The 21,983-nt window shown below is 41.6% G+C and carries 16 protein-coding genes and 1 pseudogene; 11 read left to right on the top strand and 6 right to left on the bottom strand.

Translation table 11 applies throughout. The annotated features are described in order from the left end of the window. The first annotated feature begins 144 nt into the window (after window positions 1–144). Together ACYTXL_RS08440 and ACYTXL_RS08445 are read left to right on the top strand one after the other, a co-directional pair. A complete protein-coding gene (locus ACYTXL_RS08440) occupies window positions 145–1,119 on the top strand; it encodes an NmrA family NAD(P)-binding protein (protein WP_461924318.1) in 975 nt (324 codons plus the stop codon). Next, a complete protein-coding gene (locus tag ACYTXL_RS08445; protein WP_461924319.1) occupies window positions 1,091–1,285 on the top strand; it encodes a hypothetical protein in 195 nt (64 codons plus the stop codon). The genes ACYTXL_RS08440 and ACYTXL_RS08445 overlap by 29 nt, the downstream gene beginning before the upstream one ends. 296 nt (window positions 1,286–1,581) lie before the next feature. Here ACYTXL_RS08445 and ACYTXL_RS08450 read toward each other — a convergent pair whose 3' ends face one another. Together ACYTXL_RS08450 and pbpC are read right to left on the bottom strand one after the other, a co-directional pair. Next, window positions 1,582–2,961: a PQQ-dependent sugar dehydrogenase gene (locus tag ACYTXL_RS08450; protein ID WP_461924320.1), complete on the bottom strand. Its 1,380-nt coding sequence runs from the start codon at window positions 2,959–2,961 to the stop codon at window positions 1,582–1,584. Window positions 2,962–4,496: 1,535 nt separating this feature from the next. Next, complete coding sequence (gene pbpC / locus ACYTXL_RS08455) at window positions 4,497–6,839, bottom strand: penicillin-binding protein 1C (RefSeq protein WP_461924321.1); 2,343 nt, start codon at window positions 6,837–6,839, stop codon at window positions 4,497–4,499. Window positions 6,840–7,326: 487 nt separating this feature from the next. Here pbpC and ACYTXL_RS08460 point away from each other — a divergent pair, with 487 nt between their 5' ends. From ACYTXL_RS08460 to ACYTXL_RS08475, 4 genes are all read left to right on the top strand, one after another. Next, on the top strand, window positions 7,327–13,002 hold the full coding sequence (locus ACYTXL_RS08460) for an alpha-2-macroglobulin family protein (protein ID WP_461924332.1): 5,676 nt from the start codon (window positions 7,327–7,329) through the stop codon (window positions 13,000–13,002). Between the two features lie 79 nt (window positions 13,003–13,081). Next, entirely contained in the window at window positions 13,082–13,621 is a 540-nt protein-coding gene (locus tag ACYTXL_RS08465) for a hypothetical protein (RefSeq protein WP_461924322.1), read from the top strand. After that, window positions 13,618–14,019, top strand: a complete 402-nt coding sequence (locus ACYTXL_RS08470) for a hypothetical protein (protein WP_461924323.1) — start codon at window positions 13,618–13,620, stop codon at window positions 14,017–14,019. Before ACYTXL_RS08465 ends, ACYTXL_RS08470 begins: the two co-directional genes overlap by 4 nt. Before the next feature lie 192 nt (window positions 14,020–14,211). After that, window positions 14,212–14,346, top strand: coding sequence for a hypothetical protein (locus ACYTXL_RS08475; protein WP_461924324.1), 135 nt, complete (start codon window positions 14,212–14,214; stop codon window positions 14,344–14,346). Window positions 14,347–14,583: 237 nt separating this feature from the next. Here the strand turns inward: ACYTXL_RS08475 and ACYTXL_RS08480 are convergent, their stop codons facing one another. Then, entirely contained in the window at window positions 14,584–14,883 is a 300-nt protein-coding gene (locus ACYTXL_RS08480) for a protealysin inhibitor emfourin (RefSeq protein WP_461924325.1), read from the bottom strand. 188 nt (window positions 14,884–15,071) lie between these two features. Then, on the bottom strand, window positions 15,072–16,151 hold the full coding sequence (locus tag ACYTXL_RS08485) for a M4 family metallopeptidase (protein WP_461924326.1): 1,080 nt from the start codon (window positions 16,149–16,151) through the stop codon (window positions 15,072–15,074). A 64-nt stretch (window positions 16,152–16,215) separates the two neighbouring features. Between ACYTXL_RS08485 and ACYTXL_RS08490 the strand changes: the two are divergent. Next, window positions 16,216–16,449 (top strand): annotated as a pseudogene (locus ACYTXL_RS08490) (IS701 family transposase); the annotation flags it as partial. A 289-nt stretch (window positions 16,450–16,738) separates the two neighbouring features. Here the strand turns inward: ACYTXL_RS08490 and ACYTXL_RS08495 are convergent. Further along, window positions 16,739–17,590 (bottom strand): DUF3598 family protein, encoded by an 852-nt coding sequence (locus ACYTXL_RS08495; RefSeq protein ID WP_461924327.1) that lies wholly within the window; start codon window positions 17,588–17,590, stop codon window positions 16,739–16,741. A 219-nt stretch (window positions 17,591–17,809) separates the two neighbouring features. Continuing rightward, a complete protein-coding gene (locus ACYTXL_RS08500; protein WP_461924328.1) occupies window positions 17,810–18,712 on the bottom strand; it encodes a cell division protein FtsX in 903 nt (300 codons plus the stop codon). Window positions 18,713–18,843: 131 nt separating this feature from the next. Between ACYTXL_RS08500 and def the strand changes: the two genes are divergently transcribed. From def to ACYTXL_RS08520, 4 genes are all read left to right on the top strand, one after another. Beyond that, entirely contained in the window at window positions 18,844–19,407 is a 564-nt protein-coding gene (def, locus tag ACYTXL_RS08505; protein WP_335236589.1) for a peptide deformylase, read from the top strand. A 10-nt stretch (window positions 19,408–19,417) separates the two neighbouring features. Beyond that, the gene (locus ACYTXL_RS08510; RefSeq protein WP_461924329.1) at window positions 19,418–19,621 is read left to right on the top strand and encodes a hypothetical protein; all 204 of its coding nucleotides are present in this window, start codon (window positions 19,418–19,420) and stop codon (window positions 19,619–19,621) included. A gap of 512 nt (window positions 19,622–20,133) precedes the next feature. Further along, window positions 20,134–20,946, top strand: a complete 813-nt coding sequence (locus ACYTXL_RS08515; RefSeq protein WP_461924330.1) for a PD-(D/E)XK nuclease family protein — start codon at window positions 20,134–20,136, stop codon at window positions 20,944–20,946. A 63-nt stretch (window positions 20,947–21,009) separates the two neighbouring features. Next, on the top strand, window positions 21,010–21,651 hold the full coding sequence (locus ACYTXL_RS08520; RefSeq protein ID WP_461924331.1) for a GNAT family N-acetyltransferase: 642 nt from the start codon (window positions 21,010–21,012) through the stop codon (window positions 21,649–21,651). Window positions 21,652–21,983 lie beyond the last annotated feature (332 nt).

The following is a 21,983-nucleotide window of genomic DNA, read 5'->3' on the forward strand; positions in this document are numbered from 1 at the left end:
CATTGGTCATTGGTCATTGGTCATTGGTCATTGGTCATTGGTCATTGGTCATTGGTCATTGGTCATTGGTCATTGGTCATTGGTCATTGGTCATTAGCAAAGGACAAAGTGATCGTACAAGTTTATTGATTGCTTCTCCTGTCTTTGTATAAACTTAATTTAAATGAAGAACTCCAGGTAGGAGAAAGAATGTCAAATTTCCGCGATCGCACAGAGTCAAACACCGATAAAGTCTTACTCATCGGAGTTACTGGCGGCACAGGTGGAAATGTCGTCAAGGGATTTCTCCAACAGGGAGTTACCAACCTGCGAGTCATCACTAGAGAAATTGACCTGAATCGTCCAACTCTTGCAAAGCTCAACGATGCCGGAGTTGAACTGGTAAAAGCTAACCTCGACGATGAAGCCTCCCTGATAACAGCCTTTGCAGGGATTTCGGCTGTTTACTGTCACGCTACTTCTGCGGACTCCACTAAAATTGACCCGCTAGAGGTAGAGAGGGCAAGGCGAGTTGCACAAGTTAGCAAGCAAGCTGACATTAAGCACTTTGTCTACAATTCCGCAGGTGGGGCGGACAGGAATTCAGGAATCCCCCGGATTGAGCAAAAGTACCAAGTAGAAAAAATTCTCAAAGAAGCTGGCTTACCGACTACTATGTTGCGAGCCTGCTTGTTTATGGAGGAGTTTTGGAAGAAGTACACGCGACCTTCTATTCTCAAAGGTAGCTTCCCGTTTTCTATTCAGCCAGATAAGCCCCTTCATCTAATTACAACCAAGGACATGGGCCACGTTGCTGCCTACCTAATCAAACATCCCACCAAGTATATTGGTCAAGAAATTGAGTTAGCTGGCGATGTGCTGACTCCTCTTGGGATGGCAGAGGCATTCTCCCAAGCGCAGGGGATGAAAGTTGTCCACAAAGAGACACCTGCCTGGATTTTCTTACTCTTGCTGCAAAAGGAACTGTTCGATTTGATTCAGTGGTATCGCAAAGAAGGTTATCAAGCTGATGTCCAGCGTTTACGAGAAGAGCAGTTTCCTGGACTTCTGACCACATTTAGGGAATTTCTGGCAGAAACTAACTGGGCAAATGCGGAACTCACTTACGAGAGTCTGTGATCGGATTAATACACTGTGGCAAAAGTCATTGGTCATTGGTCATTACATTGATGATAGCGATCGCTATCATCATTTGTTGCTGGATTCAAATCGGCTACGACTAGATGCTTCAACCTTACTTTTGACACTCCCCGCCATAAATGGACGGGGATTCTTGGTTCAATGAGACCACTGTAAACTAGGTTCCTTGCGTTACCTAGTAAAAAAATTGTAGGTTGGGTGGAGGCTTTGCGTAACCCAACATCCTGATAATCAGTTGGGTTGCGCTCCGCTCCACCCAACCTACGTCTAATGCACTATTTTAGCCTAGACAGTGCACTACGTCCATTTCAAAAATCAAATACTAGTCCTATATCAGAGTTTGTGCGAAATGGGATGAAATCTGGAAATCATTTTTATCTGGGGAGTGGTTCGCTAACATCATTTGCGAACCATTCCCCTTTTTCCACATCCGATGACAAATCAGCGTGAAGGCTTGTAGGAGAGTTTGTAGATCGTGCCACTGTAGTCATCTGAGATTAACAAATTACCCTGCTGATCTACTGCCATATCCACGGGTCGCCCCCAGTATTTTTCCGTCAATGGAAGTGTCCAGCCGCTGACTAAATCTATCTGGTTTCCTGGAATCTTTGTCGTACTGTCCCAAGGAAAGTAAGCTATTGTATAGCCATTATAGCCACTTTTCGACTGCCGATTCCATGAGCCGTGCAGCCCCACCAGTACCCCAGTTGAGTACAGGCTGGGAAAGTTCGTATTTTGTAAGAAGGTTAGTCCCAAGGGAGCCGAATGCGCTGGGATACCTCTGATAATCTTGTCCATCGCATTGCAATTAACATGTCCATCAGCATTGAACTGATAGTCGCGGTCGAAGGGCATATAGTAGAAGCGACTTGAGGTGTCAGGATTGGGGTTGCAGAATGGCCAACCGTAGTTACCGCCATCTCGAACTCGCGTGAACTCCTCTGGCGGGTGGTTGTCCACGTAGGAGGGGATAACCTTACCGTAGTTGTTAGTAGCATCCTTGAAGGGATAGGCGATATTGTCTCGATTATTAACGGCTACCCAGAGATCATTTGTGCCGGGGACGAATGCCAGTCCTTCTGCATTGCGTAAACCTTGGGCAAAAAGCCGTGGATTGCTTCCATCAGCGTTGTACTGGTAAATTGCACCGCGCCGTGGGTTACTGACAGTATCTGACACGCAGGCGTTGCAGGACGAGGCGATCGACACATATAGTTTGTCGTTACCATCGAGTGCGATATTTTTCAGTTCGTGACCGTAAGCACCTTTCAGTTCCGGGCTGCTGCTATCTAGTAAGCCGGCGACGACAACTTGGCGATTGTGCGCCGTTATGTCTCCAGATTTGTAGATGAAGCGGTTAATTTGATTACTCTCAGAGATATAAATGTATGTGGTGCTGTTAATCGTGTGAAACACAATGTCGTGTGGGTTGCGTAGACCTGTCACGAACTCAGAAATAATTGGGTCTTTGCTGCCATTTGCCCTGACAATTAGCACTTTACCTGTAGAGGGCTGCGACACTAGAAGATCGCCATTAGGAGCAACTGCGATAAAGCGGGCATTCGGAATGCGAGCATAAACGGAGATGGAGAAGTTGGGCGGCACTTTCAAGTAACGGCTAGTATTGAAGGGCCAAGAGGTCATTGTATTAGGCACGTTAACTTTGGTGTCAACAGACGCAGCAGGTGGGATGGCCAATGCTGGGGTGGAAAGAACCTCAAAGGGGATCACAGTAGTAAGCAGGGCGAGCAAGCTAACTAGCCGCGCAGATACTATCCGTCCGAGCCACTGTTTTGGCTGTAGAGGAAACAAAATTGACATTTTCAACTTCCTTTTGATGTGGGTAATGAAGAATGGTGAGTTGCGAGTGCTGTTAAAGGTAGCGGGGCGTTTAGCCCGTGCTGAGTTAACAATCAGAATTCAGGAGTTAGAATTCATTCTGAGTTCTGTACGAGTGGGGGATAGACGCAGCGTTAGGAAGGAGTCCGCGCTACTCTTAAGCAAGCTACGCGCAGCGTCTGGTAGAGAGCCTTTGAATAAAGGGCTTTAAGTCCCCCACCAAATTCAAAATTTGGTGCTTTTCAATAAGTGCTGGGTCTTTTTTACAAAGTTGCTCCTCTTCTCCCCTTGGGAAAAGACCGCACTTTGCGCTAAATCCCCTACTGATTGATTTTGAATTCTTCTTTGTTTAACTTGTGTCAATTCAGAGATAGCTTTTTTAAACTTTTGCTAGTTGTTAGAGTATGCGGCTAGCAAGAAGTTGAGTCTATTTGCCAATAATCTTAGTCAAAATGGATGATTAGAGGTAATTACAGCTAATAGACTAGTCAGAAAGGTTACTTGACATAAACCAAGTAAATAAATGCTATCTCTGTTGTATCAAATTAATGCTTAAAAAGGCTAACGCGGATTAAATAACATCTGAAATAGGGTAGGTACTCAAAATTAAACAACACTATTTTCCACCTTTAACCTATCAGCAACTATATGAAAGACTCATTGTTACGTTGTCTAAACAGGTAGATAAATTTTGTCTAAAATCCTTGTACAGAGTAGGTTATAGGTTGCAGAAAAAGTCTAATTGTGACCTCAAAATCTCTGAATTGCAGGTTTGATTGATTAATATTGCTCTTGCCTAGATTTCACTAGCATATATAGAACTCCGGTTTTATTAATGAGAAGCTTTAGTTGACAAAGGTTTTACTCTCAGTATGCTGCTGATTATTTAAGTCGAGTTACTATGTTTGGTTACATCCTATTGAGATAAAAGTGAAACGTAACTCGTATATCCACTAGTATTTAAATTTTATCAGAATAAAAATCTGAGTAAATTTATGTTAGTATATTTACATAAGTTGGAATTTAGGATCATATTTTAGCAAAAAGTAGCGATATTCAAATACAAGTTATTGTTAGCTTACAGAGATTAGTCCTCTATCTTCATCCTTGTTCTTAGCCGAAGATATTGAGTGTAGAATTTTATTTATAGGACTTACGCAAAACTATACGCACTCTGGGGCAATTCACGTAGACGAAGGCTGACCGCAGGGTATTGCCCCTACCTAAAAATAATTCTTTTCAGCTATTGTTTGCGTAAGTCCTGATTTATTCACGGCCACTTACTATTTCATTAGGACTTACAAAAAACTACGGCTCTTCAGTACTTACTATGCTAAACTCCTTTGATAAAACCCTGAAAGCCTTATTTATCAACATAATTAGCATTATTTGCTAACATTTTAGGATTTTAGCAATAATTTTGGCTTTTAACCCTATTTTTTAAGCCAAATTTTGATGTTTAACTAATAATTTGGCATAACAGGTACTGAAGAACCAAAACTACACAGTCCTGTTAATTATGGGCGATTCCTCTTTACCGGAGAATTACTAATAGAAAATCCCCGACGCGTGGGTTTAAGATTAGCCAATTCCACCTGAAAACTTACCTTATCACTCATTTCCCCACTTCTCGCTTCCAAAGTCCAATTACCAGGACGCAAATACCAAAATAAAGAATTAGCTGACTGTGTATCTAGCTTTTCACCATTCAGCCACCACTCCACAGGCGCAGATTTATTTCCGACTAGCTTAAATTCGAGTTTTTGCTTCGCTTCTTCAGCTGGATAGAGTAAAAATAAATCGCCATGATGCGGAGATAAAATTCTCAAATTAGTAGAAGTAAAATTCGATTGCTGTTGTTTTGCCAACCATTCATCATACTCTGGTGGTAAATTGAACTGATTTTCACCTTCGTAGTTACTTTTATCTTCAGGATAGAAATATTCTTGCACAACTGAGGTACAACCTGGTGTTGGTCGTAACCCCGAAATTGCACAAATAGGTAATTGCACTAAACCTTCTGGAGGCGGAAAACCTGCTGGTTCCTGATGTTCGTGCAGATGTAACATAATTCGATTCCATAAGGGTGCAGCCCCTGTCACTCCTGAAACCTGTCGCATCGGTTCACCGTTAAAATTGCCTACCCAAGTAGCAACGGTGTAATCTGTGGTGAAGCCAACTGTCCAAGTATCACGAAAATTGGAAGAAGTGCCAGTTTTAACCGCAGAAGCAAAGGGTAAATTTAACACTGAGTCTACACCAAATGCTGTTGCACGAGCATGGCGATCGCTGAGTATGTTGGTGATTAGTTGCCATATCGTGTGTTTAGCCAGTGGGGAGTAGGCAGAGACGCGATTAATCGCGTCTGTACTGGGGAGTGGGAAATTGGAAAATGTGCTTACTAAAGGGGTCGCATCTCCTTGTCGTGCTATAGTTAGGTAAGCATGGGCTAATTCCCAGAGACTGACTTCGCCACTACCTAGAGTTAACCCTAAACCATAATGTTCTGGGGTTTGATTGAGGTGTTCAAATCCCAGTTGATGCAGACGTTCTAAAAAAGTTTCCACACCTACTTTTTCTAATACCCTCACTGCGGGTACATTCAGGGAATTTGCTAAAGCGATTCGCACGCGCACAGGGCCAAGAAACCTTTCGGTGTAATCTGTGGGGCTGTAAAGTTTTGCGCCGGGAATTGCATAATGGGCAGGTATATCTGCCAAAATCGTATTTGGGCGAATTAAATTTTTTTCTAAAGCTAATTCATATATAAAAGGCTTGAGGGTAGATCCTGGTTGACGTAGCGCCTGTACTCCATCATTACGTCCCAGTTTGACTTCATTAAAATAATCAGGCGAACCGACATAAGCCAAAACTTCACCAGTGCGGTTGTCAATCACCAACGCAGCTGCATCATGGACATTGTTGGTGGCGAGTAAAGAAATTACCTGCTGTACCTGTGCTTCGACAAACTGCTGCAAAGGACGATTTATAGTGGTGCGGATGGGGGAATTTTTTTCTGTTTGCGTCTGGAATAACTGATTGGCTAACCAAAATAAAAAATGTGGTGCGGCGATAATTCCTCGCTGGCGAGACTGAAACACAACTTTTTCGGTGTGTGTTCGTGCTGCGCTCGTCGAAGACGCACTAATATAGTTTTCCTGTATCATCCGATTGAGGATATATTTTTGCCTCTGCTTCAGCCGTTCCCAACGCTCATAAGGGTTAAAGTATGTGGGATTATTGGGAATAGCAGCCAACAAAGTAGCTTGGGCAAGATTCAACTCACTAGCTGGGATGGAAAAATAAGTCTGCGCGGCTGCTTCCACACCATATATATTGCCTCCCATTGGCAGCCGATTGATATATGCAGCCAGGATTTCATCTTTGTTCATCCCTGCTGTTAACCGCCAAGATAGCCAAATCTCACTGAGTTTACCAGAGAAGTTGCGGGGGACGGGATCTAACATCCGCGCCAATTGCATCGTAATAGTGGAAGCGCCGGAAATAATTCGTTTCGCGTGGATGGCTTCTTTGCTGGCGCGGATAACAGCTTTCATATCCAACGCCCCGTGATGGTAAAAGCTACCATCTTCGGCGGCTAAAATGGCATGGATAAACTGGGGCGAAACTTGATTTAATGGTACTACTGATGTATGCTCTTGGTCACGGGTGAGCAATGTTCCTAATGGTAAACCATTGCGATCGCTAAATTGCATTGCTAACTGATTTTGGGCAATGTCTGCGGCACGAATGGGCGCAAAATATGGTAATAGCCGTACAATCAGACAGATTAGCAGCACAGGTAGGATAATTTTACTACTGTGCTTAATTTTGAGTAGCGATCGTGAAATTAGTTTCATCAGGGAATCCCCTGTCTAAGAAAACTTACCTTAATTTTCCCGCAGAGTTAGTTACATCTACATCAGTAAATATGTCAAATCCTTAATAATTCATTTTTACTAACTTAGCAGTATATTAATGTTAGCAAAATTTAAATACTTCTTTATAGTTAAGAATTGTAGTTATTTTTTGGAACAATCACACTGAGTTAGTTATCAATGTAAATAAACATAGTCAAATTCAAAGCTTGAGTACAAATAACTAGTCATCTGGCATACTTTATTAGTCTTGGGAGTGCCCACTTAATAAAGTAATGCAAAGTTTTGTTCGCTATAATTTACGAATTTTTAATTTTAAATTACTAAAAATATGATTATCAGAGTTTTACTCCGTTCCTACCATAAAATTCTCTATCGCGTCCTTCACATCTTTGGCGGTTCGTTAAAAAAAATTAGGCATTCGTCAAGGCGGAAGAGAAAAATACAGTTTATTCTCCTCTTTACATTTATGCTAGGAATGGCAGGGTGTAATTTTTTTGATATCAACTCAGCTAAAGAACAACTACCAACAGTTTCCTCACTCACGCCCCCAAAATTACCAGATTGGATTGAACAAATTAGTCCCATTGGGGATGCAACATCTCTTAACCAAATCCGCATCCGTTTTAAAGAAGCTTTAATCCCAGTTGAAAGTCTTGATAGTCCAGAACAGCAAAACCTATTACAAAAATTTGCACTTTCGCCGCCTTTACCCGGTCAATTTCGCTTTTTAACACCGCGTATGGTGGGTTTTGAAGCTGATAAAGCTTTGCCAATAGCGACAAGATTTCAAGTCACTCTCAAAGCAGGTTTAGGCGATTTAAAAAATCATCGACTAGACAAAGATTTACCTTGGACTTTCAATACTGAATCTATAAACCTGACTAATCTCCCTGGCGTGAATCCTGTTGAGAAGGCTGATGTTGAACCAATTGATTTACAACAGAAGTTGCAATTTACCTCAAATGTAGAATTGGATTTAACTTCTGTACAAGAACATTTACAGTTAATTCCTGAAGGGAAAAATCAAGGTATAGGTTTTAAAGTCGAATTCAACAAAGAAGAAAAACCATTAAAAAATGAAGAAGGCCCTTTAGAAAAATTTGACCCCTCAGCACGCAATTGGATTTATAACCTCATCCCACAGCAAAATCTCGAAAAATCAACCCGTTATCGCCTGGTATTTTCTCCCGGAATACGTCCGGCTTATGGCAATCTACCTACAGAGAAAGAATTTGCCACTAAGTTAGCAACTTATTCGCCTTTGGCATTTCAGAAAATTAACTTTTACGGACAGCCAGATTCGGGGGGAAGTTTTGGAAGATTTCTTAAAGGCAGTCCGCAACTAGAATTTAATAATGTCTTACTCCCAGATTCAGCTAAAGAAAATATTACCATTAATCCAGCACCAAAAGAGATTTCGAGAATTATCCAAATAAATGATGAAGATAAAATTGTTGGCATCAATCCTTATGCGCTAGAACCTGCCAAGAGTTATACAATTACTATCGGTGCTAATCTAAAAGATAAGTTTGGGCAAACTTTGGGTAAACCTGTCACAGTGAAATATGATACTGGAGATTTAGCTGGGGATATCTGGGTACCATCAGATTTGAATATTTTCCCCACAGGTAAAGATTTACAGCTAAATATTAGTGTGGGAAATCTGCCAGAATCTAACTACAAAGCAGGTTATAGAGTAGTTCAACCGACAGATTTAGTTTATTTTAATAATAGTATTGATTTATTACCACAACCTTCTGATTGGCAAAGCTTTCAGGTATCGGGTAAGAAAAATCAATCAGTTGATATTGCGGTTCCTCTGCGAGAAAAAATAAGTGCTGCTACGGGAATGTTAGCTTACGGAGTGCAAGCCCGTACTAATAAATATCACGAGAATGGTAAGGAACTGTGGCGAGAACCGACAACTTATGGCTTGGTTGAATTGACGAATTTGGGCGTATTTACTCAGTGGTTTCCTGAGTCAGGCTTAATTCGCGTCAATCATCTTACAGATGGTTCACCAGTGAAAAATGGTAGTATTGAAATTTATCAATCAAAATTAGAGGCAAAATCTCGCCCGGAACCTGTACCTTGTGCAACTGGTAAAACTGATGAAAATGGAACTTTTAGAATTGTTCGTGAAGGATTAACGCAATGTTATTCTGGCAAAGAAAGTTCTAGGAAATCACCACAATTATTAGTAATCGCCCGTGAAAACCAAGATTGGGCATTCGCTAGAACAGAAGAATATAGCGGCAGTTATGGATATGGTATTGATGCTGATTGGCAAGATAGTAAGCCAGAATCACGCGGGGTAATTTTTTCAGATAGACAGTTGTATCAACCAGGAGAAAAAGCTTGGTTAACTGGTTTTGCGGACTATTTACAAAATGGTGCAATCCAGCAAGATAAAAATGCTGTTTACCAATTAACTTTGGTAAATCCTGATGGACAAAAGACTAACTTAGGTACGAAAACTACAAATGAATTTGGCACATTTTCTCTGGAATTGCCAATCAAAACTACTCAGCGCTTAGGCTATCATACAATCCAGGCGAAGGGAAAGAACGGGCAAGAAATTTCTGGAGAATTTCGGGTTGCTGAGTTTAAGCCACCCAATTTTAAAGTCGAACTCAACTTAGATAAAGAATTTGCCCTCATTGACGAGAAAGTGGATATTAATGCTACAAGTAATTATTTATTTGGTGCGCCTGTAGAAGGTGGAGAAGCAAAATACTTTATTACTCGTCAGCAGGCTAATTTTATTCCTAAAGGTTGGGAGGAATTTACTTTTGGTAGACAATGGTTATGGCCGGAAGAAACTCCGACTATATCTAGTGATGTGTTGCAAACTAATGCCCAATTAGATGCTAATGGTAAAAGTAGTCAAACGGTGAATGTGGCTAATGATTTACCATATTCGATGACTTACCGGGTGGATGTACAAGTTGCAGATGTTTCTAATCTGTCTGTAGCGAATTCCAAAACTTTTACAGCCTTACCAAGTAATCGCCTCATTGGGTTAAAAAGTAATTTTATTGCTGATACTGGTAAGGCTTTTCCCATTGAAGTGATTGTTACTGATCCTACAGGAAAACCGATAACAGGTCAACGGGTACGCCTGGAATTACAACAGATAAAATACAGCAGCGTCACGCAGTTGGTGGAAGGTAGCCGAACACCAAAAAATCAAGTTGAATATAAAACAGTAGGACAAGCAGAAATTACATCTGCTAGCAATCCGCAATCGGTAAATTTAACAGCGCCGGAATCTGGTTCATACCGGATTAGAGTTAATTTTAGCGATGCCAAATCCGAATTAAGTGCCACAGATTTACAAATTTGGGCAACTGGAGGAAATTCAGTATTTTGGGGTTCGGGAGAAAAAGATGTCTTAGAAGTTAAATTAGATAAAAAAGAGTTCAAACCCGGAGAAACCGCTACTGTACTAATTCAATCTCCCTATCCAGCTGCAGAATTGTACTTTGCTGTGATTAAAGACAAACCCATTTATCAGCAAATTACCAAAGTTCAGGGAAGCGCACCAAAAATTCAGTTTCAAGTTACGCCAGAAATGCTGCCAAATGCAGCCATCGAAGCTGTATTAGTAAGACAAGGTAAACCCATAAACCAAGTGGAAGCAGGAAGTTTAGATAACTTGGTGAAGATTGGTTTTACACCTTTTAAAGTTAACTTAGAAGATAAGTATTTAAAACTGCAAGTTAAGCCGGTGCAAGCATCATTAGAACCGGGTGCAGAGGAAACAATACAGCTAGAATTGAAGGACAATCAAGGAAACCCCATCAAAGGACAGTTTACAGTCATGGTGGTAAATGAAGCGGTGTTACAACTTTCTGGTTATCGTCCGCCAAATTTGGTGGATACAGTTTATGCAGAACAGTTAATATCTACCCGTTTTAGCGATAATCGACGGGATGTAATATTACAACCACAAGATGTAGCTAAACCCAAAGGTTGGGGTTATGGCGGTGGTTTCTCAACTGGTGCAGCTAATACTCGCACCCGGACAGATTTTCAAGCTTTAGCTTACTACAACGGTTCTGTCCTCACCGATGCAAATGGTAATGCACAGATAACCTTTAAATTGCCAGATGACTTAACTACATGGCGGGTGATGGCTGTGGCCACCGATGGAAATCTGCGTTTCGGGAATGGGGACGCGACGTTTATCACCATAAAGCCACTGCTAACTAATGTCATCTTGCCACAATTTGCCCGTCCAGGCGATCGCATCCTTGCTGGTTTATCTGTAACAAACAACACCGGGACTACAGGAAATCTCTCAATTAATGGCGAACTTAGCGGTACTGTGAAGTTTGCTGACAAAAACCCCACAACTACTGCTTTGCAAACCAAAGCTGAATCTGCAACTCATGCTTATCGCTTTCCAATGGTGGCGGATAGTGTGGGAATTGCTAAAGTTCGCTTTACCACTCAGCTAAATACAGCCGCAGATGCTTTTGAAGTACCTTTGGAAATTAAGCCAGTTGAAATTACAGAACAAGTCGTTGAAACTGGTGTCACTGAGAAACAGGTGAAGATTCCCCTGAATGTTGATAAAAATACCTTCCCAGATGCGGGAGGTTTAGATATTCAGTTGGCGAGTACTTTGATAACGGAGATTCAAGCACCAGCAAAGCAGGTTTTAGAAGATGATGATTTGCCGTTTACCGAACCTGCGGCGAGTCAATTAATCATTGCGGCTAATCTACAAACTATTGCCCAAAAATATGGCCAGGTATTTGCAGAATTTAATCCTAGCCAACAGGCAAGTAAAGCAATTGAAAAATTACAAAAACTCCAAATAGCAGATGGTGGCTTTACTACTTTCCCCGGACAAGAAAAATCCGACCCTTGGGTTTCTTCTTATACAGGTGAATCTTTGGCTTTAGCCAGTCAGGTATTCCCTAATTTAGTCGATTCTGCAATGCTGTCTCGCCTGAAAGCTTATTTGCAAAAAGTTCTGGCGAATCCTGGAGAATACGATTTTTGCAAACAGCAATTATGTAAAAGGCAACTGCAACTTAATGCTTTAATAGCACTGGCACAAATTGGGGAAAAACGCAATACTTTTCTTGCAGATATTTATGGACAACGCAATAACTTTGATGTCGTAACTCAAATTAAACTAGCGCGATACTTATCTCAATTCCCAGAATGGCAAGACGAATCTCAACAATTAGTGAACCAGCTGCAACAGAATATCTATGAAACTGGTCGCACAGCAATTGTGAGTTTACCAGATAGTTGGGGATGGATGAGTTCATCTACTGCGACGCAGGCGGAAGCTTTACGTTTATTTATTGCCAAGCAGAGTAAACCCGAAGTTATAGATAAGTTATTCCAAAGTCTTCTGGCATTACGACGGGATGGCACATGGCAAACTAACTATAACAATGCTCAAGCCTTAACAGCTTTGGTAGAATATAGCCAACTGCAACCCACGCCGCCTAATTTTGTTGCCACAGTGCAATTAGCTGGTAATAAGTTAGGAGAAAATCGGTTTGAAGGGTATAAGAATCCTAGTTTACAGCTAAATGTGCCGATGAATAAATTACCTCGTGGTCGTAATGATTTAACATTGCAAAAATCAGGTAATGGCACTTTGCACTATCTGGTTGCTTATAATTATCACTTGCAAGGAAATCAATCAGGCAGATTTAACGGCTTACGCATAACACGAGAAATTAGTCAAGTAAATAAAGAGAAAGTTTTACAAAAAACAGGTATTTACGCTTTCGATAAACCCTTGACTTTAGCCTCTGGACAGGTGTTTGATATTGGTTTAGAAATCATCGCTGATCATCCTGTGGATCATGTGGTGATTAAAGATCCGCTACCATCGGGTTTTGAGGCGGTGGATGCAAGTTTTCAAACTACCACAGCTGCATTACAAGCAAAAGCCGATAACTGGGAACTTGGGTTTAAGAATGTGTACCGCGATCGCATTATCGCATACACCGACCACGTGGAACCAGGAGTTTATAGCCTGCATTACTTAGTCCGTTCTGTGACTCCTGGTACATTTTCTTGGCCTGGTGCCCAAGTTCACTTGCAATATGCACCAGAAGAATTTGGGCGTACTGCTGAGTCTATATTAATACTAGAGGATGGAAAATAATAATTGTAGTTTATTGCATTTCTGGAACTGCAAGTAAAGTATAATCAAAATAATCACGGTAAGATTCGCTCTATTTAGCTTGGATAAACCCCAAGAGTTAGTATTAACTAAATTAGAAGAAGGACTACCCGCTGTAACTCCATCTTTTGGAGCAGCTTTAGCAGAAGCTTGTGCGGTGTGTTTGGATGATCAAGGTCATTTACAGGGTGTAGAACTCACAGTTAATGGAGAATTTACCGCCAGCTTTAGACTATATTGGCAACCTATTACACAGCAAATGCTCCGTTGCTGGAATGATAAAGAGTTTACCACAGAACAAGCAGCCTATGGCATTGCTTTTATGCTCATCAGACAATTAACTCAGTTTACAGTCATTGAGCGATCGTGCAAAGGCACTGGATTTGATTATTGGTTAGGTAGCGAAGATGAAGCAGGTGAACTTCCGTTTCAAAATAAAGTAAGGCTGGAAGTTTCAGGTATACGTAAAGCAGATGATAGCAGGGTTAGAGCTAGAATAAAACAAAAAATCGAGCAAACTAATCCTTCTGATGGCGAATTTCCAGCCTACATTATTATTGTTGAATTTAGCAGACCTCTATCTTTTATTGTGGAAAAATGAGTCAGATTCAGGAGTTGCATAAACAGGCGATGGATTTGGCCGAAGCAGCTTTTATTGCTAAACTCAGAGGAGACTTAAAGCAAGCTAGTCACGTTTCTCGACAAGCTTTTGAAAAAGAATCTCAAGCTGCTGCACTGATTGCTAATCAACTTGATGCCGAGCCGACTCGTTCAGTATTACATCGCAGTGCTGCAACTCTTGCAATAGACTGTGGTGAATTTCGAGCGGCAGAACGTTTAATTGCGATCGCATTATCAGGAAACCCACCCCAAGAGATTGCCCAAGAATTAAAAGATTTATTCATTAAAATAAATTTACGCCCATATTTGGAACGTCACGGGCTTACTTTTGATGAAGAAAAGTTGAGGAATTTAATACTAGATAAACAAGGTACTTGAAAGACAGGCGATACCTACGGTGGTCACTGAGCCAAGCCGTTGGCGCAGCCTCTGGTAGAGAAGTGCGGGCTACGCCGAAGCAATAGTACAACATTAACAAAAAAGCGATCGCTCTTTTCTTGTGAATTCTTGCAAGATATAAATATTGAGTCTTAAACAGTATCACAACTTGATACCCCATCGGCTTCTCTAATGACTGCAACTGATGAAGAATTATCCTCATCTGTTATCACGATTCAGGAGTTGCATAAACAGGCGATGGATTTGGTCGAAGCAGCTTTTACTGCTAAACTCAGAGGAGACTTAAAGCAAGCTAGTCAAGTTTAATTGCGATGCCTGCGGTGGTCACTGAGCTTGCCGAAGTGCGGGCTACGCCTACGCATTATCAGGAAATCCACCCCAATAAATTGCTGAAGAATTAAAAGATTTATTCATTAAAATAAATTTGGATTAGAGTCTTCACTATAAACCCTACCCCTTGACCATCTACACTAAAGCGTATTAGTATTTGATCTTTTATATTTTTGATTACGGCAACAAAGAGCTATGAGTAATTTTTACTTTTTACCTTTTCTGTGCTATACCGTGTAGCCATTCAATTAGGGGTCTTAAGGTTCCTGGCAATGCTGACTCACTGACAGTTACGGTATGCTGTTTGCCATTATCTTCTACTGTTAACTTATACTGAAAGCGATCGCTCTCTTGATTTGGCGAAGTAATTAGTTCAGGTAGCCTAAATAAATCAGCAACTTCCACCAGTTGGGGAAGTGTCGCAGCTTCATTTGGCGGCAGAGTGTCTGTATCAACGGTAGTCTTCTTGCTGATTCCAGCAAAGCCGCCCGTGCGTTCAAATGATACCCGCATTTTTTTTGCTCTCAGTTGTGTTATTCAGTTGGGATAAATACAAACACTGGGAGATGATAGTTATCAGCTCCCAGTTTAGCAATAACAAACAATACATCTAAAAAGTTATAAGTTAAGAAAAAACTCCTAACTCCTGTACAGACGCGATTAATCGCGTCTCTCCTGTACAGACGCGATTAATCGCGTCTCTAAATAACTCCAACCTTTTGCCAAGCGTTCTGCACAGCGTTCTGCTCATTACTGTCATTACCGTAGAGTTCGCCAGCAATTTGAATGGTGACACTGGCAGCTTGTTTAAAATCTGCTTTGGTATCTAAGCGATCGCGTAAAGCTATATACCAGATTTTGCCAGCTTTCTCCCAAGCATAACCATCAATCTCAACAGCCGCTAGATAAAAGGCATAGTTAGCGATTCCTGAGTTGATATGAACCCCACCATTATCATCAACACCAGTATATTTATCTTTTATATGCGCGGGTTGGGGATCTTTACCCAATACTGAATCATCGTATGCTGTTCCCGGTGCTTTCATGGAGCGGAGGGCAACACCTTTAACAGTGGGTACCAAAAGACCTTCACCAATCAGCCAGTCTGCCTCTTGTGCAGTCTGATTTTTGGACTTTTGTTTCACTAAAGAACCGAAGACATCAGAAAACGATTCATTTAGTGCCCCAGGTTCGCCATAATACTGTAAACCTGCTTGATGCTGGGTTACACCATGAGTTAGTTCATGCCCAATCACATCAATTGACTTTGTGAAGCGTTGAAACAGTTCTCCGTCGCCATCACCATAAACCATTTGGTTGCCGTTCCAAAAGGCGTTATCATATTTGACGCCATAATGCACGGTGGAGTCTAAACGCAGTCCTTTGTCATCAATCGAATTGCGATCGAATATCTCATGAAATAAGTCATAAGTAGCACCAGCTCCATCGTAGGCTTCATTCACCACTGCATCACTACTGGCGGGATCTCCTTCAGCACGCACCAATGTGCCAGGGAGTTGCTGTGCATTTTTGGCATCGTAAATAGTGCGGCGCTTTTCACCCGGAGAAGGTGCAAAAGAAATATTACCGACAACATCTCTCCGTCCACGAAACTGTGCCGAAAGATTTAATGTATGAAAAGCCCAAGTACGCTGCTGGGGGTTGCCATTGACAACGACATTTTCCAGCATGTGGGGCGGGACAATACAACAAATTGGGCATCTAGAGTAAAGTGGATGCTCATACTTAAACCCGGCTGATTTCTTTTTATTTCGAGCCATCCAAGATATTCTCCTTTTGAAACTAAGTGATGGCAAACAAAGGAGCCAAAAAACGAATCCAAACGATAGAACGGATTATATCGCAACTAATGATATATCTCAAAGTTCTACGCATATTGCACCAAAAGTGTGTAAAATCGGTTGGAAAATAGAGGAGTTTCACAGAGAGATAAAACAACTAACTGGCATTGAATCATGTCAATGTCGTAAAGCCCGTCTTCAAAGAAATCATATCGCTTGTACGATGTTAGTTTGGCTGAGACTAAAAAATTTAGCCTATCAAACAGGTCAAACTATCAGATTTTAGATATCAAGATTTTCAGTTCATCGGTCGTGAGATATTTAACTTCCATAGCGGATGCTGAATGAAAAGTTTGTTAATTACAGGACTTACGCAAACAATAACCGAAACCCTTATTTTCAGGTAGGGGCAATTCATGTAGCTTTAGCTTCCCGCAGGGTATTGCCCCTACAGCGTGTGCTTTTGCGTAAGTCCTAAATTAGTCTAGTTTATTGGCAATCGCCATTAACTTTAGCAAGCAGGTGAAGCCCTTAGTCGAAATCAGCGGCACAGGCTAACAAATCCCTTACACTTTTTCTTCAGTAACTAATGTCAGACTAACCCATTCGCCTTTGTCGTTGTAGCTGCGAATCATCCGTTGGCGCAGGTTTGGCTGGATTAACCAACCCACTTCTAGAAATAAGGGTTGACGTAACTGTACCTTGAGAGGAGAAGTTGCAGAAGCGCCATCTGGTAAAAGTAATACTTGCACCTGCTTTTGGGAATCTTGATCAAAAAGGATGATCTGATCTTTGATGGTAGCAGTTGAGATAATTGTGCGTTCTGCAAAAGAAGTACTTTGAATTAATCGCCCAGCATCATCAAGTTGTAATTTTAGGGTTGTAGAGTAAGTATCAGGCGAATCTCCTTCCCTGCGGGACGCTGCGCGAACGGAGACGCTACGCGATCGCAAATCTCGATATATTGTCACTGCTTGGCCAAGCCATTCTCCCAACAAGTCATTTATCTGCAAAGTTGGACGTTCTGCTGCTAGGGTTCCAGCTAGATGTTCTCGAATTAAAATTAATTCCTTTAGCTGACCAGTTTTATCAAAGAGTTGCACCAGACGCAAGCGGCGATTTTCATGAACCAAAGCAAGTTCTCCACCGAATTCGGAAAATGGCCCTAGCTGAATTAAACCTTCAGAAAACGAACCATTTTCAAAAAACAGCAGACCCCCTCCCACAGAACTAAATTCTCTGATCATATCTTGTCCCGAACGGCTCAGAGTTAGGCGCACTGTCTGGTTATTGTTCAAACCTTCTAGGGAAAGACAGCTAGGAGTATCCTTGAGAAGTGTACCTTGGGGAGAAAAATTGGTGAATGAACCTTGCCATACACCGAGATTTTGCAAAAAACATTCCCATTGCGATTTCATAGGTTTTGTCATTTGTTATCGTAAATAAAAGGGTTTAAGACCCCAACCATTACACGTAGTGTCAGTTTCAGTTGGGGTTTAAATCCCCCTAAGTTGCCACAAACTCCTCCACCCCCGCAAGGCACTTCTCTTCTCTGCCAGACGCTACCCGAACGTCTGAAAATGTCTTTAATTACGAATTACGAATTATTTAATTGTCATTTGTCATTGGACTAATGATTAACCTTTAGCAAAACGTCGGACAGCAAATAAGCTCCCCATTAATCCTACAGCTGCACCGAAACTTAAGAGAATCAGGGGCAATAATAAAATTTCTGCTGGAGTGAGTTGCACTCTGTTGGTGATGACTTGGATAAATTCAGGTTGATTGACTAGCAACTTACCGAGAAACTGTTGAATCACAGAAATGAAACTCCAAGCGATCGCACTACCAACTAAGCCAAAGCTAATTCCTTGTAAAATAAACGGGAGGTAAATCCAAACGGAAGTTGCTCCCACCAGTTGCATAATTTCAATTTCCTGGCGTCGCGCCATCACAATCAACCGAATTGTGGTGGTAGTCACTGCGATCGCACTTAAAGTCAGAATAGTTGTAATTATTAAAGTAATCCAGTTCAGACCTTGGTGCAACTGGGCAATACGTTTGACTACTTCATCGACATACTGCACCGTCTCAACTCCTGGTAACTTAGCCAACTGCGTTGCTAAATTTGGCACAACTTGAGAATTACGTGCTTTCACCTTCATCTCATCAACCAGGGGATTCTCACCTAACTCCTGGGTAGCACTTTCAATATCAGAAATTCTCATTTCCTTAACTAACTTAGTCCAAGCTTCCTCTTTGGTAATAGTTTCTATCGCCGCCACATCTGGCATTTTTGCAATTAGTGGCTGAATGCTTTCGATCCGCGTATCCGGTTGGAGATAAACTGATACTTCTAGCTGACTACCAAACTGATAGAGGAGTTTTTCGACTTGCCAAGAGGTTTGCAGACTCAAGCCGAATAAAAACAGTAGCACCGTCACAGTACTTACAGCTGCCCAATTCATCCAACCTCCCCGCAATAAACCGAGGAAAGTTTCTTTGAGCAGGTAATCCAGTTTCGTGAGAGATTTAAACACACATCACCCCAGTTAAGAATTTATAATTTATAATTCATAACTCATAACTCAGCACTTGATTACAACTGACTAGTGACGAGCTTGATAGAATTAAAGTAGTAGGAATTTTCACCATCTAGCCATCGAGACTCATGCCCTCTGAAATTGCTGTAGAGAAAAAAAAGTTAAAAAATCCACCTTTGGAGCTTCATTATTTAGGCGATCGCGTGCTGCGTCAACCTGCAAAGCGGATTTCTAAAGTAGATGACGAACTCCGCCAAATGGTGCGCGAAATGCTGCAAACTATGTACAGCAAAGATGGCATTGGTTTGGCTGCACCCCAAGTAGGAATTCACAAACAACTAATTGTCATCGACTTGGAACCAGAGAACGCAGCTAATCCGCCCTTGGTGTTGATTAACCCCACCATTAAACAAGTCAGCCGCGACATCTCTGTTGCCGAAGAAGGATGCTTGAGTATTCCCAATGTATTCCTAGAGGTGAAGCGCCCCGAAGTCGTGGAAATTGCCTATAAAGACGAGTACGGTCGTCCCCGAACATTAAAGGCTAATGACCTCTTGGGACGCTGCATTCAGCACGAGATGGATCACCTCAACGGTGTAGTATTTGTAGACCGTGTAGAAAATTCCTTGACTTTAGTCCAGGAGCTATCTAAGAATGGCTTCTCGTATCAAGCGGTGAAACCAATAGCATAGGGGGCTAGTAGTGTATTTAACTCCAAAAAGCGGTTTATTTTTGGGTGGTTCTTGTGTAAGTGCGATCGCAGCTGTCGGTTCTATTTTTGAACTCAGTTATGGACAACCAGATTTTGGCGTCCCAGCCACGGCAATTATCCTAGCATTAAGCATTCCACTTACAGGATTATTTTTCTTTGCCGCAGTCAAGGACGCAAGAGCTAACATGAAATAAGCATCAGATACATAAAAAAGGTAAAAGGATCAAAGAAACGCAAAGTTTATCCTTTTACCTTTTATTTTTGCTCTGCATCTTCCACTACCCCGAAAGCTTTTAACGTCACTAACTGCGCTGCGGTTAACGCTGTCACCCAGGGCTATTTCATTCTCATCTAGCCCGCCTCAAAATGAATTCTGAGTCAGTCTAATAGCACTCATTCGTCTCAAGACGACTCAGAAAAGCTTATAAACCTCATCTAAGTCGAGAAGCGTAGTTTTATGCCCTCACCCTAAATCCCTCTCCCAGATACGGGAGAGGGACTTTGAAATTCTGGCTCCCCGAATCCCAGATAAGGGCGAATGGGGTGGGGGATGAGGGCCAATCCGTTTCATAACCGAAGAACTACAGATTTCAAGATAGACACGGTTTAGTCAGTTTTAACGGACTTTAGTTATAAGAGAGGAACTTTAGTTCTGGGCGGTTTCTATCTAGAATGCACACAGCATTAAGTCCTATAAAATAGAAGAATGCTGTCAACTCCCACTCAACTACTGCGACTGTCTCAAGGACAACTTAACTTACTAGAAACTTGTCCGCGTAAATTTCAACATACCTATCTAGAAAAACTCAATTCGCCCTCAAATCCAGAACAAGAAGAACGCCAAACTTTGGGTAGTCGTTTTCACTTGCTAATGCAGCAGCAAGAAATGGGTTTGCCAATTGATAGTTTCCTGCAAGCAGATACTCAACTGCAAAGCTGGATGCTAGGTTTTGCCGATGCAGCCCCAGAAATTTTAACGGCTGCATCTGATAATCAAACTTTCCGCGAAAGTGAACACTACCGAACTCTGCAAGTTCAGGACTATTTGCTGACAGTTGTCTATGATTTATTGATTGCAGATAACCAACAAGCGCAAATTCTCGACTGGAAAACTTATCCTAAACCACCCAATCAAGGCAAGTTAGCATCCAACTGGCAAACACGGCTTTATCTTTATGTATTGGCAGAAACTAGCGAGTATTTACCAGAAAAGATTTCGATGACTTACTGGTTTGTCCAATCTGAGGGCAAACCGCAAAATATTAAATTTAATTACAATACTGCTCAACACACACAAACAGCAAAGAAACTTAATCAACTATTAAGTCAGTTAACTAATTGGCTGGAAAATTACCAAAATAACCAGCAGTTTCCGCAAGTGGTGGAGGGTAGCAAAACCTGTGATTATTGTCAGTTTGCCAAACGGTGCGAGCGCACACAAGCTACTGAAGAAGCAGTAAAAGACTCATTGCCAAATTTTGACAGCATTCAAGAAGTCCTGCTCAACCCTATAAATTAGAGGATGTTTGTAAAATCCAATCAGGGTATAAATAAATTACAACTTCTAAATCTATGTCAAGTTATGTCAAACTTTGACGAAACTGAAACAATTTATGTACGCGAATTAGGAATTGATGACATTGCTCCCGTTTACCACTTGGGAGAAGGGTTATTTACTAGCGATTTATATCCTTATTTATACCGCACTTGGGACGAATGGGAGGTGATTGGACTTTACAACACCGATCCAGAATATTGCCTCGTGGCCGAAACAGACGGAGAATTAGCAGGATTCATTTTGGGAACCATCATCACCAAAGCATCCTGGACTTACGGTTACATTTTATGGCTGGGAGTTAGTCCGAGATTCCAGCGTCGGGGAGTAGCAGACAAGTTGGTTGATAAAGTCGTCGCCCGGATGATTGAAGATGGGGCGCGGTTCATGTTGGTAGACACTGATCCCACCAATACTTCAGCATTAAAGTTTTTTAACCGCAAAGGTTTTGGTAATATCCGCCAGCATATTTTCTTGTCGATGAATTTAAGCAAGCATGAATATTATGGCAGATTGATTGATTACGAACACCAAAAAGCTGAAAGAGCAGGTTACAAGCGATCGCGTCCGGCAATTCGTGCCCGGAAACCTGATAGCGTTGCCAATGAAGTAGTCCTGAATCCTCTAGTGAATGAATCTCAAAGGACCGAGGATCAATCTCCAATCTAACAAAAGCTATGAGTTAGGAGTTAGGAGTTAGGAGCAAAACTACAACTGTAGGGGCAATTCATGTAGCTTTAGCTTCCCGCAGGGTATTGCCCCTACATGAATAAAGCGCAGCCTCACATAGAATTGGTATAACGCACCATATTATATAAATCAACTCTTAACTCCTAACCCTTCTCTACGAGACGCTGCGCGAACGGCAGGCTCAGGGCATTGCTTTTCACTCCTAACTCCTAACTCCTAACTTAACTTTATATGCCAGAACAACAGCAGTGGACTATAGCAGCAACCGAACAACCCCCGGAATGGTTCATCGAAGCGGTGAAACAGCATAC

Source organism: Nostoc sp., from assembly GCF_054880495.1.

Excerpts from the sequence above, each read along its gene's own strand:
- ACYTXL_RS08445 (WP_461924319.1), top strand. The coding sequence starts at position 1,091 with ATGCGGAACTCACTTACGAGAGTCTGTGATCGGATTAATACACTGTGG.
- ACYTXL_RS08460 (WP_461924332.1), top strand. The coding sequence starts at position 7,327 with ATGCTAGGAATGGCAGGGTGTAATTTTTTTGATATCAACTCAGCTAAA.
- ACYTXL_RS08485 (WP_461924326.1), bottom strand. The coding sequence starts at position 16,151 with ATGGCTCGAAATAAAAAGAAATCAGCCGGGTTTAAGTATGAGCATCCA.
- pbpC (WP_461924321.1), bottom strand. The coding sequence starts at position 6,839 with ATGAAACTAATTTCACGATCGCTACTCAAAATTAAGCACAGTAGTAAA.
- ACYTXL_RS08520 (WP_461924331.1), top strand. The coding sequence starts at position 21,010 with ATGTCAAACTTTGACGAAACTGAAACAATTTATGTACGCGAATTAGGA.
- ACYTXL_RS08470 (WP_461924323.1), top strand. The coding sequence starts at position 13,618 with ATGAGTCAGATTCAGGAGTTGCATAAACAGGCGATGGATTTGGCCGAA.
- ACYTXL_RS08515 (WP_461924330.1), top strand. The coding sequence starts at position 20,134 with ATGCTGTCAACTCCCACTCAACTACTGCGACTGTCTCAAGGACAACTT.
- ACYTXL_RS08480 (WP_461924325.1), bottom strand. The coding sequence starts at position 14,883 with ATGCGGGTATCATTTGAACGCACGGGCGGCTTTGCTGGAATCAGCAAG.
- ACYTXL_RS08450 (WP_461924320.1), bottom strand. The coding sequence starts at position 2,961 with ATGTCAATTTTGTTTCCTCTACAGCCAAAACAGTGGCTCGGACGGATA.
- def (WP_335236589.1), top strand. The coding sequence starts at position 18,844 with ATGCCCTCTGAAATTGCTGTAGAGAAAAAAAAGTTAAAAAATCCACCT.
- ACYTXL_RS08475 (WP_461924324.1), top strand. The coding sequence starts at position 14,212 with ATGACTGCAACTGATGAAGAATTATCCTCATCTGTTATCACGATTCAG.
- ACYTXL_RS08495 (WP_461924327.1), bottom strand. The coding sequence starts at position 17,590 with ATGAAATCGCAATGGGAATGTTTTTTGCAAAATCTCGGTGTATGGCAA.